General features: G+C 59.3%; 21 protein-coding genes and 1 pseudogene. 14 read left to right on the top strand and 8 right to left on the bottom strand.

Annotated features, from left to right (window positions below; genetic code table 11):
- The first annotated feature begins 166 nt into the window (after nucleotides 1-166).
- The 3 genes from ACYX4K_RS15055 to ACYX4K_RS15045 all read left to right on the top strand — a co-directional run bounded on the left by ACYX4K_RS15055 (nucleotide 167) and on the right by ACYX4K_RS15045 (nucleotide 2,642).
- Nucleotides 167-1,054 carry a lysophospholipid acyltransferase family protein gene (locus ACYX4K_RS15055; RefSeq protein ID WP_475091327.1) on the top strand — a complete coding sequence of 296 codons (888 nt, stop codon included), beginning with the start codon at nucleotides 167-169 and terminating at the stop codon, nucleotides 1,052-1,054.
- A gap of 254 nt (nucleotides 1,055-1,308) precedes the next feature.
- Nucleotides 1,309-1,884, top strand: coding sequence for a DUF2239 family protein (locus ACYX4K_RS15050; protein ID WP_475093907.1), 576 nt, complete (start codon nucleotides 1,309-1,311; stop codon nucleotides 1,882-1,884).
- Between the two features lie 116 nt (nucleotides 1,885-2,000).
- Nucleotides 2,001-2,642, top strand: a complete 642-nt coding sequence (locus ACYX4K_RS15045; RefSeq protein WP_475091328.1) for a CDP-alcohol phosphatidyltransferase family protein — start codon at nucleotides 2,001-2,003, stop codon at nucleotides 2,640-2,642.
- A gap of 21 nt (nucleotides 2,643-2,663) precedes the next feature.
- Here the strand turns inward: ACYX4K_RS15045 and ACYX4K_RS15040 are convergent, their stop codons facing one another.
- From ACYX4K_RS15040 to def, 5 genes are all read right to left on the bottom strand, one after another.
- Entirely contained in the window at nucleotides 2,664-4,115 is a 1,452-nt protein-coding gene (locus ACYX4K_RS15040) for a TrkH family potassium uptake protein (protein WP_475091329.1), read from the bottom strand.
- A 17-nt stretch (nucleotides 4,116-4,132) separates the two neighbouring features.
- Nucleotides 4,133-5,518, bottom strand: coding sequence for a Trk system potassium transporter TrkA (trkA, locus tag ACYX4K_RS15035; protein ID WP_475091330.1), 1,386 nt, complete (start codon nucleotides 5,516-5,518; stop codon nucleotides 4,133-4,135).
- Between the two features lie 279 nt (nucleotides 5,519-5,797).
- A complete protein-coding gene (gene rsmB / locus ACYX4K_RS15030) occupies nucleotides 5,798-7,123 on the bottom strand; it encodes a 16S rRNA (cytosine(967)-C(5))-methyltransferase RsmB (RefSeq protein ID WP_475091331.1) in 1,326 nt (441 codons plus the stop codon).
- Complete coding sequence (fmt, locus tag ACYX4K_RS15025; protein ID WP_475091332.1) at nucleotides 7,116-8,084, bottom strand: methionyl-tRNA formyltransferase; 969 nt, start codon at nucleotides 8,082-8,084, stop codon at nucleotides 7,116-7,118. Before fmt ends, rsmB begins: the two co-directional genes overlap by 8 nt.
- 200 nt (nucleotides 8,085-8,284) lie before the next feature.
- On the bottom strand, nucleotides 8,285-8,791 hold the full coding sequence (gene def, locus ACYX4K_RS15020) for a peptide deformylase (RefSeq protein ID WP_475091333.1): 507 nt from the start codon (nucleotides 8,789-8,791) through the stop codon (nucleotides 8,285-8,287).
- Between the two features lie 280 nt (nucleotides 8,792-9,071).
- Between def and ACYX4K_RS15015 the strand changes: the two are divergent.
- From ACYX4K_RS15015 to ACYX4K_RS14965, 11 genes and pseudogenes are all read left to right on the top strand, one after another.
- A pseudogene (locus tag ACYX4K_RS15015) lies at nucleotides 9,072-10,140 on the top strand (LysM peptidoglycan-binding domain-containing protein).
- A gap of 50 nt (nucleotides 10,141-10,190) precedes the next feature.
- Nucleotides 10,191-11,345, top strand: coding sequence for a DNA-processing protein DprA (dprA, locus tag ACYX4K_RS15010; RefSeq protein ID WP_475091335.1), 1,155 nt, complete (start codon nucleotides 10,191-10,193; stop codon nucleotides 11,343-11,345).
- Nucleotides 11,346-11,420: 75 nt separating this feature from the next.
- Nucleotides 11,421-12,566 (top strand): PQQ-dependent sugar dehydrogenase, encoded by a 1,146-nt coding sequence (locus ACYX4K_RS15005; protein ID WP_475091336.1) that lies wholly within the window; start codon nucleotides 11,421-11,423, stop codon nucleotides 12,564-12,566.
- 206 nt (nucleotides 12,567-12,772) lie between these two features.
- Nucleotides 12,773-13,393, top strand: coding sequence for an L-threonylcarbamoyladenylate synthase (locus ACYX4K_RS15000; protein ID WP_475091337.1), 621 nt, complete (start codon nucleotides 12,773-12,775; stop codon nucleotides 13,391-13,393).
- A gap of 31 nt (nucleotides 13,394-13,424) precedes the next feature.
- Nucleotides 13,425-14,330, top strand: coding sequence for an oxygen-dependent coproporphyrinogen oxidase (gene hemF / locus ACYX4K_RS14995; RefSeq protein WP_475091338.1), 906 nt, complete (start codon nucleotides 13,425-13,427; stop codon nucleotides 14,328-14,330).
- Nucleotides 14,331-14,540: 210 nt separating this feature from the next.
- Nucleotides 14,541-14,969, top strand: a complete 429-nt coding sequence (locus tag ACYX4K_RS14990; protein ID WP_475091339.1) for a hypothetical protein — start codon at nucleotides 14,541-14,543, stop codon at nucleotides 14,967-14,969.
- A 42-nt stretch (nucleotides 14,970-15,011) separates the two neighbouring features.
- The gene (gene aroE / locus ACYX4K_RS14985) at nucleotides 15,012-15,851 is read left to right on the top strand and encodes a shikimate dehydrogenase (RefSeq protein WP_475091340.1); all 840 of its coding nucleotides are present in this window, start codon (nucleotides 15,012-15,014) and stop codon (nucleotides 15,849-15,851) included.
- A 297-nt stretch (nucleotides 15,852-16,148) separates the two neighbouring features.
- On the top strand, nucleotides 16,149-16,640 hold the full coding sequence (purE, locus tag ACYX4K_RS14980) for a 5-(carboxyamino)imidazole ribonucleotide mutase (RefSeq protein ID WP_475091341.1): 492 nt from the start codon (nucleotides 16,149-16,151) through the stop codon (nucleotides 16,638-16,640).
- A gap of 55 nt (nucleotides 16,641-16,695) precedes the next feature.
- On the top strand, nucleotides 16,696-17,826 hold the full coding sequence (locus tag ACYX4K_RS14975) for a 5-(carboxyamino)imidazole ribonucleotide synthase (RefSeq protein WP_475091342.1): 1,131 nt from the start codon (nucleotides 16,696-16,698) through the stop codon (nucleotides 17,824-17,826).
- Between the two features lie 104 nt (nucleotides 17,827-17,930).
- Nucleotides 17,931-18,332, top strand: a complete 402-nt coding sequence (locus ACYX4K_RS14970; protein WP_231758916.1) for a hypothetical protein — start codon at nucleotides 17,931-17,933, stop codon at nucleotides 18,330-18,332.
- A gap of 33 nt (nucleotides 18,333-18,365) precedes the next feature.
- Nucleotides 18,366-18,755 carry a c-type cytochrome gene (locus ACYX4K_RS14965; protein WP_475091343.1) on the top strand — a complete coding sequence of 130 codons (390 nt, stop codon included), beginning with the start codon at nucleotides 18,366-18,368 and terminating at the stop codon, nucleotides 18,753-18,755.
- Between the two features lie 91 nt (nucleotides 18,756-18,846).
- Here the strand turns inward: ACYX4K_RS14965 and ACYX4K_RS14960 are convergent, their stop codons facing one another.
- The 3 genes from ACYX4K_RS14960 to ACYX4K_RS14950 all read right to left on the bottom strand — a co-directional run bounded on the left by ACYX4K_RS14960 (nucleotide 18,847) and on the right by ACYX4K_RS14950 (nucleotide 21,976).
- Entirely contained in the window at nucleotides 18,847-19,758 is a 912-nt protein-coding gene (locus ACYX4K_RS14960) for a dimethylarginine dimethylaminohydrolase family protein (RefSeq protein WP_475091344.1), read from the bottom strand.
- Nucleotides 19,759-19,982: 224 nt separating this feature from the next.
- Nucleotides 19,983-21,239: a Zn-dependent hydrolase gene (locus ACYX4K_RS14955; RefSeq protein WP_475091345.1), complete on the bottom strand. Its 1,257-nt coding sequence runs from the start codon at nucleotides 21,237-21,239 to the stop codon at nucleotides 19,983-19,985.
- Between the two features lie 182 nt (nucleotides 21,240-21,421).
- Nucleotides 21,422-21,976 carry a gamma carbonic anhydrase family protein gene (locus tag ACYX4K_RS14950; protein ID WP_475091346.1) on the bottom strand — a complete coding sequence of 185 codons (555 nt, stop codon included), beginning with the start codon at nucleotides 21,974-21,976 and terminating at the stop codon, nucleotides 21,422-21,424.
- Nucleotides 21,977-22,111 lie beyond the last annotated feature (135 nt).

Below are 22,111 nucleotides of genomic sequence, written 5' to 3'. Positions count from 1 at the left end.
CACAATCTCCGGTTTCAGCTGGGTGGAATAGACAAGGGGCGCAATTATAGCGGCAGGTGGTTGCGCACTAAACAGCGCGCAGGGCATTTGATGGCCACAATGGGGCTATACCCCATAAAAAGATGAAACAGGGCGGAGTGCCGCTGCAGTGAGAAGGATGTAATCGTTGGATATCAAAGGGCAAATGGCCGCAGGGGCATTGAAATTGATCGGGCAATTGCCTTTGCGCTGGTCCCGCCGCCTGGGCAGCGTGGTGGGCTATTGCGCTGCGGCGACCGCTGGCAACAGCCTGCGTATCAGCCGTATTAACCTCGAACACTGCTATCCGGAAATGCCACAGGAAACCCGGGACAAGCTCGCCCGCGAGAGTGTTATCAGCACAGCACAGACCGGATTTGAGGTGGCGAGCCTGTGGCGCAAGCCCTGGAGTCAGGCCGAAGACAATATCGAGCGGGTGCGCAACCAGCAGCTGCTGACCGAGGGAGTCGATGAGGGCCGCGGTGTACTGGTACTGGCCCCGCACATCGGCAACTGGGAAATTTTCGGCCAGTTCCTTGCTACCGTCGGCCCCACCACCAGCCTGTACGCCCCGCCAAAAATCCAGGCGCTGGATCCGCTGATTCGCGCAGGCCGCGAAAAAACCGGCGCCAATCTGGTGCCCACCAATGTGCGCGGTGTGCGTGCGCTGTTAAAGGCGCTCAAGGCCGGCGGTATTGTTGGTGTACTTCCGGATCAGGAACCAGACCTCTCCGGCGGCGAATTTGCGCCCTTCTTTGGTCATCCCACACTGACCATGACCCTCGCCTACAACCTGATCCAGCGCACCGGCTGCAAGGTGGTATTCGGCTTCGCCAAGCGGCTGGAGCGGGGTTTTGAGTTGGTGTTCCTGCCGGCAGAGCAGGCGATTTACAGCGAAGAAACCAGAGTGTCCCTCGCCGCGCTCAATCGTGGTGTAGAAGCCTGTATCGCGGAAGCGCCGGCGCAGTACCAGTGGGAGTACAAGCGCTTTCGCAAGGGGCCGGAAGGCCGAACAGGGCTATATAAGAAGAAATAGGCCACTCCGCCGTCCGCTCTGTTGCAACCCCCCCTCCAATAATTTCACCCGGATGTAAATCATTTCTCGCCTTCCAGGTCCCAGCGGCGCTGGAGGGCCCTCCCTGTCAGATCTCCCAGCGCACTCGCATCCCACTGATGGCCGATCCGGTCAGGGAGGGTCCGGTGTGAGCGATAATTTTACCCAGGTAAAATTGACAGAATTTAAATGCAGGGTAATAATATTTTACCTGGGTAATAGTAAAGTTGAATATCATGACAAACGAGTATGTGGCGATTTATGAGCAGTCGCTGATAGCGCAGGGCCCGCTGGAGACCATTGTTCGCGAAACCATGGCTCGCGGTGATGGGATAGAGCCGATCGTGCTGGAGATCGAATCCTGCAAGCGTATGGAGATCGAATGGCATGGCGATCCTGACACGGTGCTCGCGCGCCTGCACGGGCACTCAGACTCTGCCCCGGGAAAGCGCGGACGACCCAAGCTCGGTGTGAAATCAAAAGAGGTAACACTGCTGCCGCGTCACTGGGAGTGGCTGGCGACACAGCGCGGTGGTGCTTCGGTAACACTTCGACGGTTGGTGGATGCCGCGATGAAAAATGCCACGCCGGAAGAGCGTATCAGCATGAAGCAGAATCAGCTGTACAGCCTGCTATCCGTGTTTGCCGATGCACCGGGATTTGAGGAGGCCGCGCGTGCGATGTACCGCAACAGCCGCATCAGATACGAAAAGGCGATTGCCGGCTGGTCCGATGACGTCAGGAGTCTTCTTCTGCAGAAGTTCGATGAAATTGCAGCCATACATCAGGGCGAGGATGTAGGAGCAGGCTGATTTTCCGTGCAAAAACCGCCATCGGCGGCTGGATCCACTTTCCCGCACATGCGGGGAATTTCTATTAAGCTCATAAGTGCGTCTGCTCTCTGACAAGAGCGCACTTAAGAGCTTTTATGAGACGAACCCGAAATACCGACACACCGGAGTCCGCAAACGGAGATCAATCTCTGTGGCGACACCTGCCCAACGGTTTATCGGTATTTCGTATTGCACTTATCCCGGTAATTTTCTGGCTTTCACTAACACATCAGCACTTTGCCGCGCTTGTGGCGTTTTGTGCGGGCGCGTTAAGCGATCTGCTGGATGGCTGGGTGGCGCAGCGCTTTCACTGGCAAACCCGCTTCGGATCCTTTCTGGACCCGGTTGCAGACCGACTGTATATCCTGTGCCTGATACCCCTGTTGTGGCAATTTGGCGCCATTAGTAGTGCTTACACCGTGTTGGTTATTGCGCGCTTCACGATTCAGTTAAGCGCATTTCCGGTGCTGCTTTGGTGGCTGAAAAAAGAGTTTTATGCGAAACCAGAATGGCTATCACGCAGCGCGATGGCGGTTGCCTTCATGGTGCTCGGAATGGGGTTCGCCGATCAGGTTGCCATTGAGCGATTCGATGAATCGTCGGGTGCGGAAAATATGTTTGATCACACCATGGATGCGCTGACGTTTATCGGATGTATTCTGGAAATATGGGTGTTGATTAAATTCATTCCGCGCTACTGGGATATTATTCGCGGGCGTGCCGATACCTTTGAATAAACCATCAAAAAATGCGCGCAACTAATGTCGCCAGAATGCCGGCGTCAGTAAAACCAGCAGTGTGAAAATTTCCAGTCGCCCCATCAGCATCGCCAGAATCAATAAACACTTGGCCACACCATTGACTTCACCATAGTGAGACGCTGCATCCCCCAGTGCCGGGCCAATATTGCTCAGGCAGGACGCCACAGTTGAAAACGAGGTGACAAAGTTTTCCCCGGTGGCCATGACCAGGATGGTCAGAATAAAAAACGAAAGTATATAAATCGCAAAAAATCCCCAAACTGCATCGGTTACCCGTGGCGGTACAATTTTCCGATTCACCTTGATCGGCACCACTGCATTGGGGTGAACCAGACGATTGAGTTCACGCATGCCCGATTTCACGATCAGCATAACCCGCACCGCCTTGATGCCACCGGAAGTGGAACCGGCACAGGCCCCCATAATGCCGAGTAACAGCAGAATATAGGGCAAAAACGCGGGCCAGATCGCGAAGGTCTCGGAGCCAAAGCCGGCAGTGGTACTGATGGAAACGACCTGAAATACACCGTGCAGGAAGCTGCCACGCATATCGAAGGTGCCGGACGCGTACAGATAGCTCACGATAATCGCGCAGGCCCCGGCAGTGACGATGATGTAGAAGCGGAATTCCGAATCCTTCCAGTAATGCTTCACCGTGCGATTGCCGAGGGCATAAAAATGCAGCCCGAAGTTGATCGCCGCGGTCAGCATAAAAATGATGGCGATCGCCATGATGGCGTTATTGTGCGCGTAAAAGCCCATACTCGCGTCGTGGGTAGAGAAGCCACCGTTGGCGACGGTGGAAAATGCGTGTCCAATGGCGTCGAACACGGTCATGCCCGCCCACCAGTAACCGATACCGCACAGCACGGTGAGCGCGATATAAATCACGAACAGCGCCCGCGCGGTTTCCGCGATACGCGGGGTCAGCTTGGTGTCCTTCACGGGCCCGGGCATTTCCGCTTTGTACAGCTGCATACCACCGATACCGAGCATCGGCAAAATCGCCAGCGCAATCACAATTACCCCGATACCGCCAAACCACTGCAGCTGCTGGCGGTAGTAGAGGATGGCCGGTGGCAGGGTGTCGAGACCGACAATGGTGGTGGCACCGGTGGTGGTAAGTCCGGAAATGGACTCGAAAATGGAGTCCACCACATTGAGGTCCGGTTCCGGGCTGATGATCAGGGGCAGCGCACCGAAACTGCCGAGGATCAGCCAGAACAGGGATGTCACCACGAACCCGTCGCGGGTGCGCAGGTCCTGCTTAAGATCGTGTACCGGCAGCCACATAAACAGGCCGGTCAACAGGGTGATGGCAAATGCGATGGTGAAGGCGACGTGGGTACCGTCTTCGTACCACAGGGAGACACCGATCGGTGGCAGCAGCGTCAGGCTGAATACCGTCAGCAGAATACCGAAGACCCGCGCAATGACCGCTAATCGCATGAACTGGAATCCCGCCGTCAGAAGAAGCTGAAGCCGACCTGGAACAGTTGCTCCACGTGGCGGGTATGGCGGCGGTCGACGAGAAACACGATCACGTGATCATCGGACTCCACAATAATGTTGTCGTGGGCGATCAGTACCTGGCTCTCACCGTCCCGCTCGCGCACGATGGCGCCGATACTGGCGCCTTCCGGAAGATCGATATCCTCGATTTTTCTGCCGACGACTTTTGATGTGCGATTGTCGCCGTGGGCAATGACTTCGATTGCCTCGGCGGCGCCGCGGCGCAGGGAGTGCACATTTACCATGTCGCCGCGGCGGACGTGAGTCAGCAGGCTGCCGATGGTGTTTTGCTGTGGCGAGATGGCGATATCGATTTCGCCGCCCTGTACCAGATCGACGTAGGCGCGGTTGTTGATCAGCGCCATCACCTTGCGGGTACCGAGGCGTTTGGCCAGCAACGAAGACATGATGTTGGCTTCGTCGTCGTTGGTCAGTGCGAGGAATACGTCGGTATCTTCGATGTTCTCTTCCAGCAACAGGTCCTGATCCGAGGCGCTGCCGTGGAGCACGATGCTGTTGCTGAGTTCTTCCGACAGGAAGATGCAGCGGTCGTGATCCTGCTCGATGATCTTCACCGAGTAGCGGTTTTCCAGTTTGTGTGCGAGGCGCAGCCCGATATTGCCGCCGCCGGCGATGGTGATGCGCTTGTAGCCCTGTTCAAGCCGGCGCAGTTCGCTCATGACGGCGCGGATGTCCTGTTTGGCGGCGATAAAAAAGACTTCGTCGCCGGCTTCGATCACGGTGGAGCCCTGAGGGATGATGGGGCTGTTGCGGCGGTAGATGGCGGCAACGCGAGTGTCTACCTTGGGCATATGTTCGCGCAGGTAGCGAAGCTGGTGACCTACCAGTGGGCCGCCCTGGACGGCGCGCACGGCGACGAGCTGGACGCGGCCGTCGGCGAAGTCGAGTACTTGCAGGGCACCGGGGTGCTCGATCAGCCGGGCGATGTATTCGGAGACGATCTGCTCGGGGCTGATGAGGACGTCGATGGGGATGGATTCGGTGGAGAACAGCTCTGGGTACTGCAGATATGCGGAGGCGCGGACGCGGGCGATTTTGGTGGTGACCCGGAACAGGGAGTGGGCGATCTGGCAGGCGGCCATGTTGGTTTCGTCGTTGTTGGTGACGGCTACCAAGATGTCGGCGTCTTCGATGCCGGCTTCCTGCAGGATGTCCGGATGGGAGGCGTGGCCCTGGACGACGCCGATGTCGATTTTATCGCGGAGTTCGCGCAGGGTTTTCTCGTCGCTGTCTACCAGAACAATGTCGTTGCGTTCCGAGGCGAGGCTTTCTGCCAGTGATCCACCGACCTGGCCGGCGCCGAGAATGATGATTTTCATAAAATGCGATTGGGCCCGTGGTTTCTGGCCTTTGTGCCACGCTCGGCAAAATGTTCTTTTGCGAGCGCGGTGGCGTCGAGGCACCAGGTGAGCGTTTTCAGGACCGGGCTAGGCGCCCCCCTTCAACCCATCCCTGGGCGCTTCGGCGCAAACATCCTGTTTGCGACGATCCTGAAAACCCGTACCCGGCACCCGTCCTTCAATTTTTACTATTGTGCTTCGTTAGTGCGGACGAACCATTCTGTAGGGTGGATAAGCGAAAGCGCATCCGCCAAAGAATTACGCATCCTGTGCCTTTTCGAGCTTCGCGTAATAAAACCCATCACCCGCATGGATTCCCGGCAGCAACTGCATACCCGCATCCTGCGGCAGCCCCCAGGGCTGCTCATTCAGCAATTGCGGCGTATTGTCCCTCGCATCCGGTGTCTCCGCAATGAAGCGCGCCACTTGAGCGCTGTTTTCCTCGGGGAGTATGGAACAGGTGGCGTAGAGGAGGGTGCCGCCGGGTTTTAACAGGCGCCACATTGCACGCAGGATTTTGCCCTGGAGTACCGCGAGCTCCGGGATGTCTTCGGCGCGGCGCAGGAGTTTGATGTCCGGGTTGCGGCGGATGACGCCGGTGGCAGAGCAGGGGGCGTCGAGGAGGATGCGGTCGAATTGTTCGCCGTCCCACCAGTGTTCGGGCTCGGCGGCGTCTGCGCAGATGATCTGGGCGCCAACACCGAGGCGTTCGAGGTTTTCGATCACGCGGTCGAGGCGGTCTTCTTCGATGTCGAGGGCGCTTACGTCGAGGTCCGGCTGGAGTTCGAGCAAGTGGCAGGTTTTGCCGCCGGGGGCGGCGCAGGCGTCGAGGATTTTCTCGCCCGGCTGCGGGTCGAGCAGGGTGCCGGCCAGTTGCGCAGACTGGTCCTGGACGCTGACGAGGCCGTCTTCAAAGCCGGGCAGGCGGCTGACGGCGACGGGGTTTTCCAGTACCAGGCCGGCCGGGGAGTATTCGCATGGCTGGGCGGGGATGCCGGCGTCTTTTAACTGTGCGAGGTACTCGTCGCGGGTGTTTTTGGAGAGGTTCACCCGCAGGGTCATGGGCGGGTTTTCGTTGTTGGCGGTGAATACGGTGCGCGCCTCGGTGCCCCAGGCGGCTTTGATGGCCTGTTGCAACCACGCGGGGTGGGCGGAACTGAACTGGGGGTTGCCGGAGAGTTTGCGAGTGAGTGTTTCCTTATTGCGCAGGGCATTGCGCAATACGCCGTTGACGACACCGGTGGCGTGGCCGAGTTTGAGGGCGCGGGCGGCCTCGACGGTGGCGCCGATGGCGGCGTGGTCGGGGATGCGGGTGTATTCCAGCTGGTACAGGCCCACCAGCATCAGCGCGGCCAGTTCTTCATCTTTAATGGGTTTTTTCGACAGTTTGCCGAGGATCAGCTCCAATCGCGGCGCAAAGCGCGCTGTGCCGTAACAGAGTTCGCGCAGCAGCGAGCGATTCTTGCCGGTGCCTTCCGGGTCGTCCACCTGCTTTTCTGCCCACGGCAGCAGCCGCTGCAGCGAACCGCGGTCCTGATACAGGCGGGCGATCACACGGGCCGCCAGTGCGCGGGGATCATTCATGGTCAGTACCCAGTTTATTGCCTGCGGCGAACAGCTCGCGGTAGCCCTTCAAAATCTCCGCCACCGGCAGCGACTTCTTGCCCGGCAATTGTAGTTGAGTCAGACGCAACGCCTCGCGACCACAGGCCACCAGAATACCCTCATCGTCCGCACTCAAAATCGTCCCCGGCACATCGGTGTGACAGCCCTGTTCCAGCTGCGCAGAATAAACCCGCAAGCGCTGCGGCTTACCCTTGCCGTCCAGATATTCCGTCCAGCAAACCGGGAACGGATTAAACGCCCGAATCAGCCGCTCCAACTCCACCGCCGGCCGCGCCCAGTCCAGACGCGCCTCTTCTTTGGAAATCTTGCCCGCATAATTCGCCAGCCCATCGTCCTGAACCTGCGGTTGCGCAGCACCGCTCTCCAGCAACTGCAAAGCCTCCAGTAACGCCGGCCCACCGAGGCCTGCGAGCTTGTCGTGCAGGCTGCCGCCGGTCTCTCTGGCACTTATCGGAGTGCGAGCCTCAACCAGCACCGGCCCGGTATCCAGCCCCGCCTCCATCTGCATAATCGCCACACCACTCTCGGCATCCCCGGCTTCCACCGCCCGCTGAATCGGCGCCGCACCGCGCCAGCGCGGCAGCAGGGAAGCATGAACATTCACACACCCCAGACGGGGCGTATCCAGTACCACCTGCGGAAGGATCAGCCCATAGGCCACCACCACCATCAGATCCGCATTCAGTGCGGCAAGCTCCTTCTGCGCGGCTTCGTCCCGCAGGGACAGCGGCTGATACACCGGAATATCGTGCTCCAGCGCCAGCTGTTTCACCGGGCTCGCCAGCAGCTTCTTGCCGCGCCCCGCGGGACGGTCGGGTTGGCTGTAGACCGCAATCACGTTGTGGTCACTGTCGAGCAGCGTTTGCAGGTGTACGGCGGCAAAGTCGGGGGTGCCGGCAAAAATGATGTTCAGGCTCATGAAAATACTTTCAGATAAGAAGAGGTGGACTCGAATCGAAGTCCAGAAACAGATGCGAAGTCGGGGTGCCGGGTGTGGGTTTTCAGGATCGTCGCAAACAGGATGTTTGCGCCGAAGCGCCCAGGGATGGGTTTACAGCGGTCCTGAAAGCCCACACCCGGTGCCCCGACGCCACCGGGCTAACAAAAGAACCACGAAGATCAGGCCCGCTGACGGTGGGCTTTCTCCAATTTTGAACGAATGCGATTGCGCTTGAGCGGAGAGATGTAGTCGACAAACAGCTTGCCATCGAGGTGATCGATCTCGTGCTGGATGCATACCGCCAGCAGCCCCTCGGCCTCCAGCGCATAAGTTTCGCCATTGCGATCCAGCGCCTTCAGGCGGATCTTGCGCGGGCGCTGCACCGTCTCGTAGAAACCGGGAACCGACAGGCAACCCTCATCGTACTTGTGAATCTCCGGATCCAGCACCTCAACCTCCGGGTTGATCAGCACCAGCGGCTCACTCTGATCCTCCGACACATCAATCACCACAATACGCTCGTGGAAATTGATCTGCGTCGCCGCCAGGCCCACGCCCGGCGCCTCATACATCGTCTCGAACATATCATCGATCAGCGTACGGTGCTCATCCGTCACCTCAGCAACGGGTTCCGCCACCTTGCGCAGACGGGGATCGGGGAATTCTAGGATTTCCAGTTTGGCCATAACACCTGTGACAAACTTCTAGTCTTAGTGGAACTTGCGCTGATAACATAATGATCGCGCTTGAAATTTGCTGAATTGGGGGGCTGTATCCGCACACTGGCCGACAAGCCAGTTGGCGTTCTTTTGCTTCCCGTCCCGGCGACATCAGCCGCCACCGGTTCAGCGCTGTGAGATTATAGCGATATAAACCCGCAGTGATAGCCGTATAAAGATTCAGCAGATTCTTTAGCAGACAGTAAGGCCCCAGCGCTCGCGACAAAAAAAGCATAGGAATGCTTCCATGAAAAAAATAATCCTGGCCGCCGCCGCAACCCTGTTGGCGACCTTTGGCCTGCAGGCGCAAGATGCGCGCCTCAAGCCTGACCACCCGGACACCTATGTCGTACAGAAGGGTGACACCCTCTGGGACATCTCCGGTACCTTCCTCTCCCAGCCCTGGTACTGGCCAGAGATCTGGCAGGTGAACCCCCAGGTAGAGAACCCCCACCTTATTTTCCCCGGTGACCGCCTGAACCTCGTATATGTCGACGGCCAGCCGCGCCTGCAGCTGGATCGCGCGCCCACCGCGTACAAGCTGAGCCCCACCAGCAACAACCGCCTGGGCCCCGCCGTGCGCCGCGAGCCCATTGGCACCGCGATTCCCGCGATTCCGCTGGACGCCATCAACGCCTTCCTGTCCCGTACCCGCATTGTGGGTCCGGGTGCTTTCCAGGGCGTTCCTTACGTAATCTCCGGCCAGGATCAGCGAATTCTGATGGGCGCCGGCGAGAAGATTTACGCCCGCGGTGATTTCCGCGAGCCGCTGGCTTCCTACGGCATCTGACCGCCCGGGCCCGGTTTACGCCGACCCTTTCACTGGTGAAGAACTGGGTCAACAGGCCCTGGATGTAGGCTCTGTGGACCTGCGCCAGTTGGATGCCGATAACGCCAACACCGAATTTGCTGTGGCCACCTTGGATGTCACCCGCACCAGCCGCGACATCCGTCTGCAGGACCGCCTGCTTCCGGTTGAAGAGCGCGCCATTGCTGCGCTGTTTCAGCCCGGTGCGCCGTCCGTTCCTGTGGATGGCATTATCCTCGGCGTTGAAGAGGGTGTTACCCAGGTAGCCAAGTACGATGTGGTTGCCATCAACCGCGGTCTGCGCGAAGGCCTGCAGCCCGGCCACGTGCTCGCAATCTATAAACGCGGCGCTACCGTGCGCGACCAGCTGGCCCGTCAGAACGTCAAGCTGCCGGACGAGCGCGCCGGTGTGCTGATGGTATTCCGCAGCTTTGAAAAGATGAGCCTGGGTCTGGTTTTGGAAGCCGACAAACCGCTGGCGGTGATGGATCTGGTACGCAACCCTTAATCGAGGGTTTGAACGAATAAGAAAAAGAATTTCGATGGAGGTACCCGCGCATGGATGCGCTGACCGCTACTCTCTCTTTATTAAGGCTCGAGGGCATTGGCCCCGGCCTCTACTGGCAACTGGTGGAGCGATTCGGCTCCGCCGAGGCCGTACTCGAACAATCACCGCAACAACTCCCCCGCAAACTGCCGCCACGTGCCCAGGCACAACTGGCGGAATTCCAGCGCCGTGGGCTGGATAGCGAGCTCGGCCTTTGGGCCCTGGCCGAGCGCCAGCGCTGTGCCGAAGAGTGCATCTTTCTTTTACATTGCGAAGACGACAGTTACCCGCGGCTGTTGCGGGAAATCGACCGGCCGCCGCCGCTGCTGTATGTTGCCGGTGACCCGGGTGCGCTGTTGCTGCCACAGGTGGCGGTGGTGGGCGCGAGGCGCGCAAGCCGCGCGGGGCTGGATAACGCCGAGGCTTTTTCTGCCGATCTCGCCGCCGCCGGTTTCGCGATTACCTCCGGACTGGCACTGGGTGTCGATGCCATGGCGCACAAGGGCGCCTTGCACGGTGAGGGTAAAACCGTAGCGGTGCTGGGCACCGGTGTGGATCGCATCTACCCCCTGCGCAATGCAGTACTTGCCGAACAGATTCTCGCCACCGGCGGTGCCATCGTCAGCGAAATGCCATTGGGAACGGCGCCGGAGGCGGGCAACTTCCCCCGTCGCAATCGCATCATTTCCGGCCTAAGCCTTGGCACCCTGTTGGTAGAGGCGGCGGTGCGTTCCGGGTCCCTGATTACTGCGCGCCTGGCACTGGAGCAGAACCGGGAGGTGTTCGCGATTCCCGGCTCCATTCACAACCCCATGGCGAAGGGTTGTCACCATATGATCAAACACGGCGCCCATTTGGTGGAAACCAGCGCGGATATCGTCGCCCAGCTGGGCGGCTTGTTGTCTGGCATGGTCGAGCAACATTCATTGTTTGAAGCGTCCGCAGCACCTTCAATTGATCTGCCCCAGGAGCAGCGAGGCATAATCGTTGCCCTCGGCGGCGATCCGCGCAGTATTGAACAGCTGGCGCGGGATACCGGTGGCGACACCGGCGATCTGATGGCGAGCCTGCTGCATCTGGAACTGGAAGGGCTGGTGGAACAGCTCCCCGGTGGCTACCAGCTCACCGGAAATGGCACCAAAGCCCTGTCCGGACTGGTGGAATAACCGAAAAGCCGTTACGGTCACTCCTTGAATCCGACCCCTGAATTCAACTAATTAGCCGCATGGAGTGACCACCCGATGGGTTTGTTCCGATTTCTCTCCCACGCTTCCCCCCTCAAGGCCGCCGTCGCGCCGATCGCCGCTGCGTTCGCACTGAGTGCGACGGCCACCACTCAGGCCGCCGACGTGCAGCTGGATAAACTCAACCTGCCGGACGGCTTCAAAATCGAGGTTTATGCCGACGACGTCCCCAACGCCCGCCATATGGCCCGCGGTGACAAGGGCACCCTGTTTGTGGGTTCCCGCCGCGCCGGCAAGGTGTATGCGATTGTGGATAAAGACGGCGACCAGAAAGCCGACGAGGTAAAAGTGATCGCCGAGGGGCTCAAGATGCCCACCGGTGTGGCGTTCAAAGACGGCGATCTCTACGTGAGTGCGGTGACCAGCATTGTGCGCCTGGACGATATCGAGTCCCGTCTCGACAACCCGCCCAAACCGGTCACCATCACCAACCAGTTCCCGGACAAACACCACGGCTGGAAATACATCGCTTTTGGCCCCGATGGCTGGCTGTATGTACCCATCGGTGCCCCCTGCAACATCTGTGAGGAAAAGGACTTCGCGAACATCCAGCGCCTCAAGATCGAGGGCGACAAGGTGGTGAAAACCGAAACCTGGGCCGAGGGCGTGCGCAACACCGTCGGTTTTACCTGGCACCCGGAAACCAAACACCTGTGGTTTACCGACAACGGCCGCGACATGTTGGGTGACGACACCCCGCCCTGTGAACTGAACACCGCACCGGTAGCCGGCAAGCACTTTGGCTACCCCTACTGTCACGGCAAAGATGTTCTCGACCCCGACTTTGGTGAAGGTAAGCAGTGCAGCGCCTATGTACCACCAGTGCAGGAGCTCGGCCCCCACGTGGCGCCCCTGGGCGTGAAGTTCTACACCGGCGACCAGTTCCCCGCGGCGTATAAAAACCAGGTATTGATCGCCGAGCACGGCTCCTGGAATCGCAGTAAAAAGATCGGCTACCGGGTGACCATGGTGACCCTGGACGAGAACGGCAACGCCACCTCTTACAAGCCGTTTATCGACGGCTGGCTGCAGGGTGAAGAAGCCTGGGGCCGCCCGGTGGATGTACTGGTGATGCCGGACGGCGCTCTGTTGGTCTCGGATGATGTGGCGGGCGTCGTCTATCGCGTCAGCTACGAAGGCTAACCTGTCAGATGGAAAGTGCGCGCGAGCGCGCAAAATAGGCACGCGCGAGGCGCCGCCCCTCCTGTGCGGTTGAAGGTTTCAACCGCACCCCTTCCTTGTCTAGGCTGGTAGTATTCGATAAATTGCGGCGCAGCGACTGGCTGGATCAAGCTCAGCCTGTGCCCACCCCGTATCCCCAGCTTGCCAGACCCCAGTGAGTTCCTGCCTTGTCTGAACATATTGCACCAAGCGCCGTTAACGATCCGACCAAAACATTCCCCCCAGCAATCAGTGCCGGCTTTTGCCTGGCCAGCGCAGCGCGCATCCTGGCCGCCGGCGGCGTTATCGCCCACCCCACCGAATCCGTGTGGGGGCTCGCCTGCGACCCGAACAACCCCGAAGCGGTTGCGCGTCTTGTTGGCCTGAAAAACCGGCCGCTGGAAAAAGGGTTGATCCTGGTGTCCGGTGATGTGGAGCACTTTTCCGGCCTGCTGCACAACCTGTCTGGCGACCAGCGCGCGCGTATCGACGCAACCTGGCCCGGTCCCGTGACCTGGCTGGTACCGCATTTTGACCAGGTGCCGCCCTGGGTTACCGGCATTCACCACAGCGTGGCCCTGCGCCACACCAGTCACCGCTTTACCAGTGCGCTGTCCCGCGCCTTTGGTGGCGCCATCGTATCCACCTCGGCCAATCCGGCCGGTTGCCAGCCGGCGCGCCACAAGTTCCAGGTACTGCGCTACTTCGGCAACGACCTGGACTTTATTGGCGGTGGCAGCACCGGTGGGCGCGCCGCCCCCAGTGAGATTCGCGACGCCGCCAGCGGCCGCATCGTGCGCGCGGGTTAACCTTCTGGCCGCACCCAATTGAGAGAAGAAAATGAGTACCATTGACATCCAGGCCGTCAAAAATTATCTGCTGGGTTTGCAGGATCGCATCTGTGCGGCACTGGTGGCTGTAGACGGCAGCGAATTTTTTGAAGACAGCTGGGAGCGCGAAGGTGGCGGCGGTGGCCGCACCCGGGTGCTGGAAAATGGCAATGTGATCGAAAAGGGCGGAGTGAATTTCTCCCACGTATTCGGCGATAAACTGCCACCCTCGGCAACCGCCGCGCGCCCGGAACTGGCTGGCCGCTCTTTTCAGGCCATGGGTGTCAGCCTGGTGATTCATCCGAAGAATCCCTACGCACCCACAAGCCACGCCAATGTGCGCTTTTTTGTTGCGGAAAAAGACGGCGCGGAGCCGGTGTGGTGGTTCGGCGGCGGTTACGATCTGACCCCCTATTATGGCTTTGAGGAAGATGTGGTGCACTGGCACCAGACCGCCAAAGACGCCTGCGCACCGTTTGGCGAAGATATTTATCCGCGCTTTAAAAAATGGTGCGATGAATACTTTTATCTGAAACACCGCGACGAGTCGCGCGGTGTGGGCGGACTCTTTTTTGACGATTTCAGCGAGGGCGGTTTTGATAATGCCTTCGCGTTTATGCAGGCGGTTGGCGATTCCTATGTGGATGCCTATCTGCCGATTCTGAAAAAGCGCAAGGACACCGAATACGGCGAGCGCGAGCGGGATTTCCAACTGTACCGCCGCGGTCGCTATGTGGAGTTCAATCTGGTGTTCGACCGCGGCACCCTGTTCGGCCTGCAAAGTGGCGGTCGCACAGAATCCATTCTGATGTCCCTGCCATCGGAAGTGCGCTGGCGCTACAACTGGCACCCGGAAGCGGGCAGTCCGGAAGAAAAGCTCTATACGGATTTTTTGCCACACCGGGAGTGGGTTTAATTCGTACTTGTTGTAGTCCTGTGGCGGCACTGCTACCGGGCATGGCCTTGCGAGACACGAACTAGGCGTCCCCCCGGTAACCCATCCCTGGGGGCTCTTCTAAAACATCCCTGTTTTAGAAGGTCTCGCAAAGGGATACCCGGTATCGGCACCTTCTCGTCAGGCTCGGTAGCAATTAACGGAATATTTGGTACTTGGAAGGAAATAGCCATGCACAAGGCCCGTCTGGAAGATATCAACAAACTGTTCCTCGAATACCGTCGCCTGTTTGAAGCGCGCGACGCGGAGCAGATTGCCGATTTTTACCGGTTTCCGATTCACTACTATTTTTCCGACGGCAAAAAATCCCAGCTCAGCCGCGAGTACTTTATCGGCCGGGTAAAAAAGCTGTTAAACCTGTATCAGAAACTGGGCGTTACCCAGATCGTCGGTGCGGTTACCGATGTGATCGAGCTGAATGAAAATACCAGTCTGGCGACCCTGAACTGGGTGCTGCTGGATGCGAGCGGTGAAAAGCCGAAGCAGATTTACAGTGCGATTACGCGCTATATGGTGTGCGAATTTGGCGGTGAATTAAAAATTGATGGTTTGATCGGTGTGAATGAAACCAGCCAGATCAAACAGGCCCTTAAAAAATAAGCGTTAGCTAAAATAAACGGACGTTGAGAGAAGTAAAACAACATGGACAATTACGCCGTCATTGGTAACCCAATCAAGCAGTCGATGTCGCCGGTAATTCACACGGCCTTTGCAAAAGAGACCAATCAAGATCTGGAATACGGCAAGCTGTTTACAGAAGTGGGTGGCTTCAAGGCGGTGGTGGATGAATTTTTTTCCAGCGGAGCCAAAGGGCTGAATGTCACCGCGCCTTTCAAGCTCGATGCGTTTGAATACGCCGATGAACTGACCGAGCGCGCGCGCACCGCGGGTGCGGTGAATACCCTGGCGCGGCAGCCCGATGGAACTTTGCTTGGTGACAATACCGACGGCCCCGGGCTGGTGTCGGATATTCGCGATCATCTGGGCTGGACCATCGCGGGCAAGAAGGTACTGGTGCTGGGCGCCGGTGGCGCTACCCGCGGTACTCTGCTGCCGCTGCTGAACGAGAAGCCGGCGCAGTTGCATATCGCCAATCGCACCGCGTCCAAGGCACAACAGCTGGCCGAAGACTTTGCCCCATACGGCGAGCTGAGCGCCGGTGGCCTCGACGACATTCCCGCGGGCTTTGAGCTGATTATCAACGCTAGCGCTGCAGGTCTGTCCGGCGAGCGGCCGCAGATTAGTGAGGCCGTGATTGGGCCCGATTGCTGCGCCTACGACATGGTTTACGGTGCCGAGCCCACGGCATTTATGCGCTGGGCGGCGCCGCTTGGGGCGAAGACCGCCGACGGCCTGGGCATGCTGGTGGGGCAGGCGGCGGAATCCTTTGCCCTTTGGCGCGGGGTGCGGCCAAAGGTTGAGCCGGTACTGGCAATGCTGCGAAACGAGCTCCGCCGCAAGGCAGCGACTAGCCCCGGTTGAGCCCTGTGTGAAGCTCGCAATTCAAAACCCTCCAATCGCTCCCGGTCACAGACAGGTGTCGTGACCGGCTCGCCACACTATTGTTTGCTCTGTTGTTCTCCTTAACACGCACCGGCAAAGCCGGTTCCCCGGTACTCAGATACTGCCGGTTGGGCTGCCCGCAGCAATAAATCGCCCAAAAAGCGGCGCCGAACCTGCCGGAGAGCCCCGTATTGCGTGCTTTCTCGCTGAGTTTTGGTATCCTTCCGCCCCTAATTTTTGGGGCCGGTGCCCGCCAAATTCTGGAGTTATGCGAAAGTGAAAGAGCTGCCCTTCGAAAAAGTCACCATCGTCATGGGCTCCCAGTCCGACTGGCCGACCATGGAAATGGCGACCAAGCCCCTCACCGAGTTGGGTGTGCCCTTCGCCACGGCGGTTGTGTCCGCCCACCGCACCCCGCAGCGCATGGTGGAGTTCGCCACCACCGCCCACGAGCGTGGTACCCAGGTGATCATCGCCGGCGCCGGAGGTTCTGCACATCTGCCGGGCATGATCGCCGCCATGACCCCGCTGCCGGTGATCGGCGTGCCGGTGGCGAGCAAGTTCATGACCGGTATGGACAGCTTGTTGTCCATCGTACAGATGCCCAAGGGTGTGGCGGTGGCCACTCAGGCAGTGGGTGCTTCTGGCGCATTCAATGCGGGCCTGATGGCAGCGCAGATGCTGTCTTTGACCGATCCGGAGCTGCAGAAGCGCCTGATCGCCTGGCGCGAACAGCAGAGCGCCGGTGTACCTTTTGAAGTCGAATAAGCGACGTTGATTCAACCTGTTAGCGATTACTGAACGAGTACGAGGTGTAGCGGAAATGACAGCCAGACGTGTAGGTATTGTCGGTTGTGGCCAGCTGGCGCAGATGATGGCCCAGGAGGCCCGCCCGCTGGGTATCGAGTTCAGTTTTCTCGCCGAGAATGGTGAAAATACCACCTGTGTGGAAGGGCTCGGCACCATTGTCAATCCAGGTGCGGTTGATGCGGGTGACAGCGCGAAGATCGAAGCGCTGTACAAAGCCATGGGCAGCCCGGAAGTCATCACCGCCGAACGCGAAGGCGTCGATGCAGGCCTGCTGCGCGCGCTGGAAAAATTCTGCCCGGTGTACCCGCGCCCGGATGCGTTTGAAAAAACCCAGCATCGCGTGCGCGAGAAAACCGCGATCACCGAAGCCGGCCTGCCGGTGGCCCCTTTCCGCCCGGCCAACAATTACGACGAAATCTGTACGGCGGTAAGAGAGCTGGGCTACCCGTCGTTTATCAAAAGCTGTGAGAACGGCTACGACGGCAAGAACCAGTGGCGGGTGAACAGCGACGAAGATCTGGCGGCGATCGCCGACCAGGTGCCCGCGCAGGAATACGTAGTAGAGAAGGGCATCAATTTCTCCCGCGAAGTTTCTCTAATTGGTGCGCGTACCGCGGACGGCAAGGTGGTGACCTATCCGCTGGCGGAGAACGATCATTACAACGGCACCCTGCTGGTTTCCACCGCACCGGCGCCCCATGTAGATGAAAAGCTGCAGACCACCGCGCAAGAATATCTCTCCACTTTGATGAACGCCTGGGATTACGTGGGCGTGCTGGCGATGGAGTGCTTCGTCACCGACGGCGGTCTTCTGATCAACGAGCTGGCACCGCGCGTACACAACAGCGGCCACTGGACCTTGGCCGGTGCCAAAACCAGCCAGTTTGCCAACCATGTGCGCGCGATTCTCGGTATGGAACTGGGTGACACCACGGCAGAGCGCCCGGCGGTCATGATCAATATGCTGGGTGTGGATAAAAAGCCTGCGCTGCAGAATGAAGGTGTCTGGTCCTACGGCAAGGAACTGCGCCCGGGCCGCAAGATGGGCCACGTAATCCTGCTGGACGAAAGCCAGGACGCACTGGCCTCCCGTATCGACAGCATGCTGGAAGAACTCTACGGCCCCAGCAAACGCCCCGCCTGATTTCCAAACCCGTTAGCGGTGTTTTCCGCTAGTTCTGGCATACTTCCCCCATTACCCCGTCAGGATAAATTCCTGGCGAGGCGCAAGAAAATCGGGGGATGTTTATGCGCGAATTTATAAAAAATCTTTCCATCTGTTTTGCCGCCGGCGGTATAGCCGGGCTGGGTTACGCGCTCGGTCTGTGGGCGCTGGGCCACTATGGTATTACCCGCGCGCTGTCGGTCGATATCGCGCCGCACCTTTCCAACGCCTATATTTACCAACGGGTTGTGTGGGGCGGAATCTGCGGTCTGATTTTCCTGCTGCCCTGGCGCAAAAGCTGGATTACCCGCGGCTTTCTGCTTTCGCTGATTCCCGCGGGAATTCTGTTGCTGGTGTTGCTGCCGATGCGTGGTCTGGGTATCGGTGCGCTGGCGCTGGGTACCCTGACGCCACTGGTGATTGTTCTGGCCTGTGCGGCGGGGGGCATTGCCGGGTCGGGGTGGCTGCGCGCGCAGGGGAAATAATTCCGTAAAGTTTCTGGAAACAGGGTACTCCGTATGAAAGGCAAACGAACCATCGGTATATTGCTGGCGACCCTCTCGCTGGGATCCGTGGCCTCGGAGGAGGAGACCCGTGATCTGATCGGGCTGGGTGCGCTCACTTTTGCTGACAACTGCATGAAGTGTCACAAGATTGATGGCTATGGTGAGGAGGCGTTGTACCCCTCTCTGCACGATCCCGCTCTACTGGCAAATAAAAAGCTGCTGGTCGAGACGCTGCTGCACGGGCGTTCGGCACCGCGCCGCAATGGCGGTGAGGAAGATCTGATGCCGCCATTGGAATTTCTGACGGACCGCGAGATCGCGGCAATCATTGCGTTTATCACCAATACCTGGGGAGATCAGGTGTTGCTGGTAAGCGAAGAAGAGGTCAAGGCGGCGCGATGATTCCCGCTGTGCCGTCGGTGCAGAGTACGATGTTGCTGTGCAGATAGAAAAGGTCGGCCGTAGAGCCGACCTTTTTTGTGAGATCCGGGCGTTAAGCCGGCTTTCTGGCGAGCGGCTGGCACATGCAGTGTACACCGCCACCGCCGGCGGTGATCATGGAGATATCCGGGTCGATCACTTGCAGACCGTGGGCACGGCACTTTTCTTTCAGTTCGGTGTTGTCGGCGGGGAGCATGACGCGGTCGTTGCCCAGCGCCACCACGTTCACACCCAGTTCCATCACCTGCGGGTAGGAGATGTCGATAATCTCGAAGTTGCGGGATTTGAACCACTGCACCAGTTCCGGCTCCACCGCATCCACGCACACTGCCACGAGTTTTTCTGCGAGCGCCGCTACCAGTACGTCGATATGCAGGAAATAGGGGTCGAATTCGTAGCCTTTTACTTCCCAGCCTTCTTTTTCGATCCAGCTTTTCATCTGGTTGAAGCCCTGGGGTGAGGTGCGTTCGCCGCTGTAGCCGCACAGGATGACGCCAGGTTCGAGCACCATAAAGTCGCCGCCTTCGAGGCTGCCGGCGGTGATGATGTCGTAAATCGGAATATCCAGCTTCTGGTAGGTTTTGACCACGTCGACCCATTCGCCGCGGCGCCAGGGGGAGTACATCTGGGTGACGATGGGGCCCCAGGGGGTCATGACACTGCTGTCGCGGGCGTAGAGCTGATAGGGGAGGTTGCTGTCGGCGGGCAGCAGGTGGGTGGTGACGCCGGCGTGTTTGTAGGCGTCGAGCATTTCCTGGTGCTGGGCTTTGGCGATAGCGGGGTCGAACTGGCGGCCGAGGCGCACGGAGCGGCGGCTGGCGGCGTTGCCCATCTGCCAGGTGTAGTTGTCGATGGGGCCAACGAGCAGGTCGGTGAGAACGCCGTATTCGGAGTCGATGCCCCAGTTTTTCAGCGGCGCTGTGTTGCCGTTTTCGTTGCGGTGTTTGTAGGTAAATTCGGTCATGGTGGTTCTCGAGCTTTTACTGAACCCTGTTTAAGGCCCGGTGGCGCGGCCACTGCCGGTGACTATTTGCTAGACACGCCGTGAACCCATCCCTGGGGGCTCTTCCGCGAGGTCCCTCTCGCGGAAGGTCTAGCAAATAGTCACCGGCAGCAGCCGCTTCGCATTAAAGTTTCTTACTTCGTTAAGTCGCAGGGTGGATAAGCGCAGCGCATCCACCAATCCGGTTAGCCTGGGTTTGCCATTTTCAACATCGCGTGCAGCAGCACATTCGCGCCGGCTTCCAGATCTTTCGGTTCCGCATTTTCCGCTTCGTTATGACTCAGGCCTTTTTCACAGGGCACGAAGATCATGCTGGTGGGGGCTACGCGGGAGATGTACACGGAGTCGTGGCCGGCGCCGGAGACCATTTCCTTGTTGCTGTAGCCGAGATCGGCGACGGCGCTGCGTACGGCTTCGACGCATTTTGTATCGAAGGCGACGGCGGGGGAGCGCCATTCTTCGCGGATTTCGTGTTCGAGGCCGGTTTCTTCGGCGACGCTGGCGGCGATTTCGCGGAAGCGCTGGTCCATGGCGTCGAGGGTTTTCTGGTCCGGGTGGCGGAGGTCGACGGCGAGGACGAGCTTTTCCGGGACGGTGTTGCGGCTGCCAGGTTCTACGCGGATGTCGCCGAAGGTGGCTCTTGCCCAGGGGGCGTGTTCTTCGGCGAGTTTGTAGAGTTGGTCGAGGATGCGGTGCAGGCCCATAAACGGGTCGCGGCGGCCTTCCATGGGGCTGGGGCCGGCGTGGCAGGGTTGGCCGATCAGGGTGAGGTCGTACCAGTTCATGCCCTGGACGCCGCTCAATACGCCGATGGTTTTTTCTTCGGCCTCGAGAATGGGGCCCTGTTCGATGTGGACTTCAAACGCGGCGGCGAGCGGGCGCGGTTTGGCGGGGGTTTCGCCCTTGTAGCCGATGCGTTCCAGTTCTGCGCCGAAGGTCTTGCCTTCCTTGTCCTGGCGGGCGTAGGCGTAGTCGAGGTCGAAATTACCCGCCCAGACGCCGGAGCCGATCATGGCGGGGGAGAAGCGGGCGCCTTCTTCGTTGGTCCACACGGCCACTTCAATAGGGGCTTCGGTTTCCACATTGGCGTCGTTGAGGGAGCGGATGACTTCGAGGCCGGAGAGTACGCCGTAAACACCATCGAACTTGCCGCCGGTGGGCTGGGTGTCGAGGTGGGAGCCGGTGAGTACCGGTGGCAGTTCCTGCCCGTTTTTACAACCAGTACCGGGGCGCTGGGCGAAGATATTGCCCATTTCATCGACGGTGACGCTGCAGCCGGCGTCTTCGCACCATTTCACGAACAGGTCACGGCCCTGTTTGTCGAGGTCGGTAAGGGCCTGGCGGTTGCAGCCGCCTTTTGGTGTGGCGCCGATCTGCGCCATATCCATCAGGGAGCCCCACAGGCGCTGGCCGTTGATACGCAGTTGCCGGTAGTCGTTCATCGAGTCGTCCAAAAGCAAAAGTTATTGTTTACGCGCGTTTTGTGTATCAGGTTCCGTACATCAGGTTTAGTACAGATGCTGAATACATTTTGACGCGGGGCAGAACTTCTGATTGTTGAACTCGGTCGACGCGCGCGGTGATCCTGCGGAATCAGCGCGCGCTATGTGCAGTTACTGCAGTATCAATCGGCGAGGTACTCGTCTTTGAGCTTCACATAATTACCGGCGGTATAGGTAAAGAAAGACTTCTCTTTCTCGGTCAGCGACCGCGCCTGTTTCGCCGGTGAACCCACATACAGATAACCGCTTTCCAGCCGCTTCCCCGGCGGCACCAGCGCGCCGGCGGCCAGAACCACTTCGTCCTCGATCACCGCGCCGTCCAGCACGATGGCGCCAATCCCGATCAGCACCCGATTGCCCACGGTACAGCCATGCAGGCAGGCCTTGTGGCCGATGGTGACGTCTTCACCGATGGTCAGCGGCCAGCCGCCCTCGTTGAAATCACTGGCGTGGGTGATATGCAGTACCGAGCCGTCCTGCACGCTGGTGCGGGCGCCGATGCGCACCCGGTGCATATCGCCGCGGATTACGGTCATCGGCCACACGGAGCAGTCGTCGCCCAGTTCAACGTCGCCAATCACCGTGCACTGGGGGTCGATAAAAACCCGCTCGCCAAGCTTGGGGCTGTGGCCGCGGTGTTCGCGCAGGGTGTGTTCGGTTGAATCCAACTTGGACAAGGTTGACCTCCGGCTTTTGGTGCTAGGTGCTTTGATGCAAGGTGCTGTGGTGCAAGGTGTTCGCGCAATCCACTAGAATAATCGGCATATGTTAACCCGTCCCCGCGATCCATGCGCCGCTGCCGATCGCCCTGC

The sequence above is a fragment of the Microbulbifer sp. ABF4_107 genome (assembly GCF_056312215.1).
The sequence above is the reverse complement of the archived record's forward strand: the minus strand, read 5'-3'. Positions and strand labels throughout refer to the sequence as shown.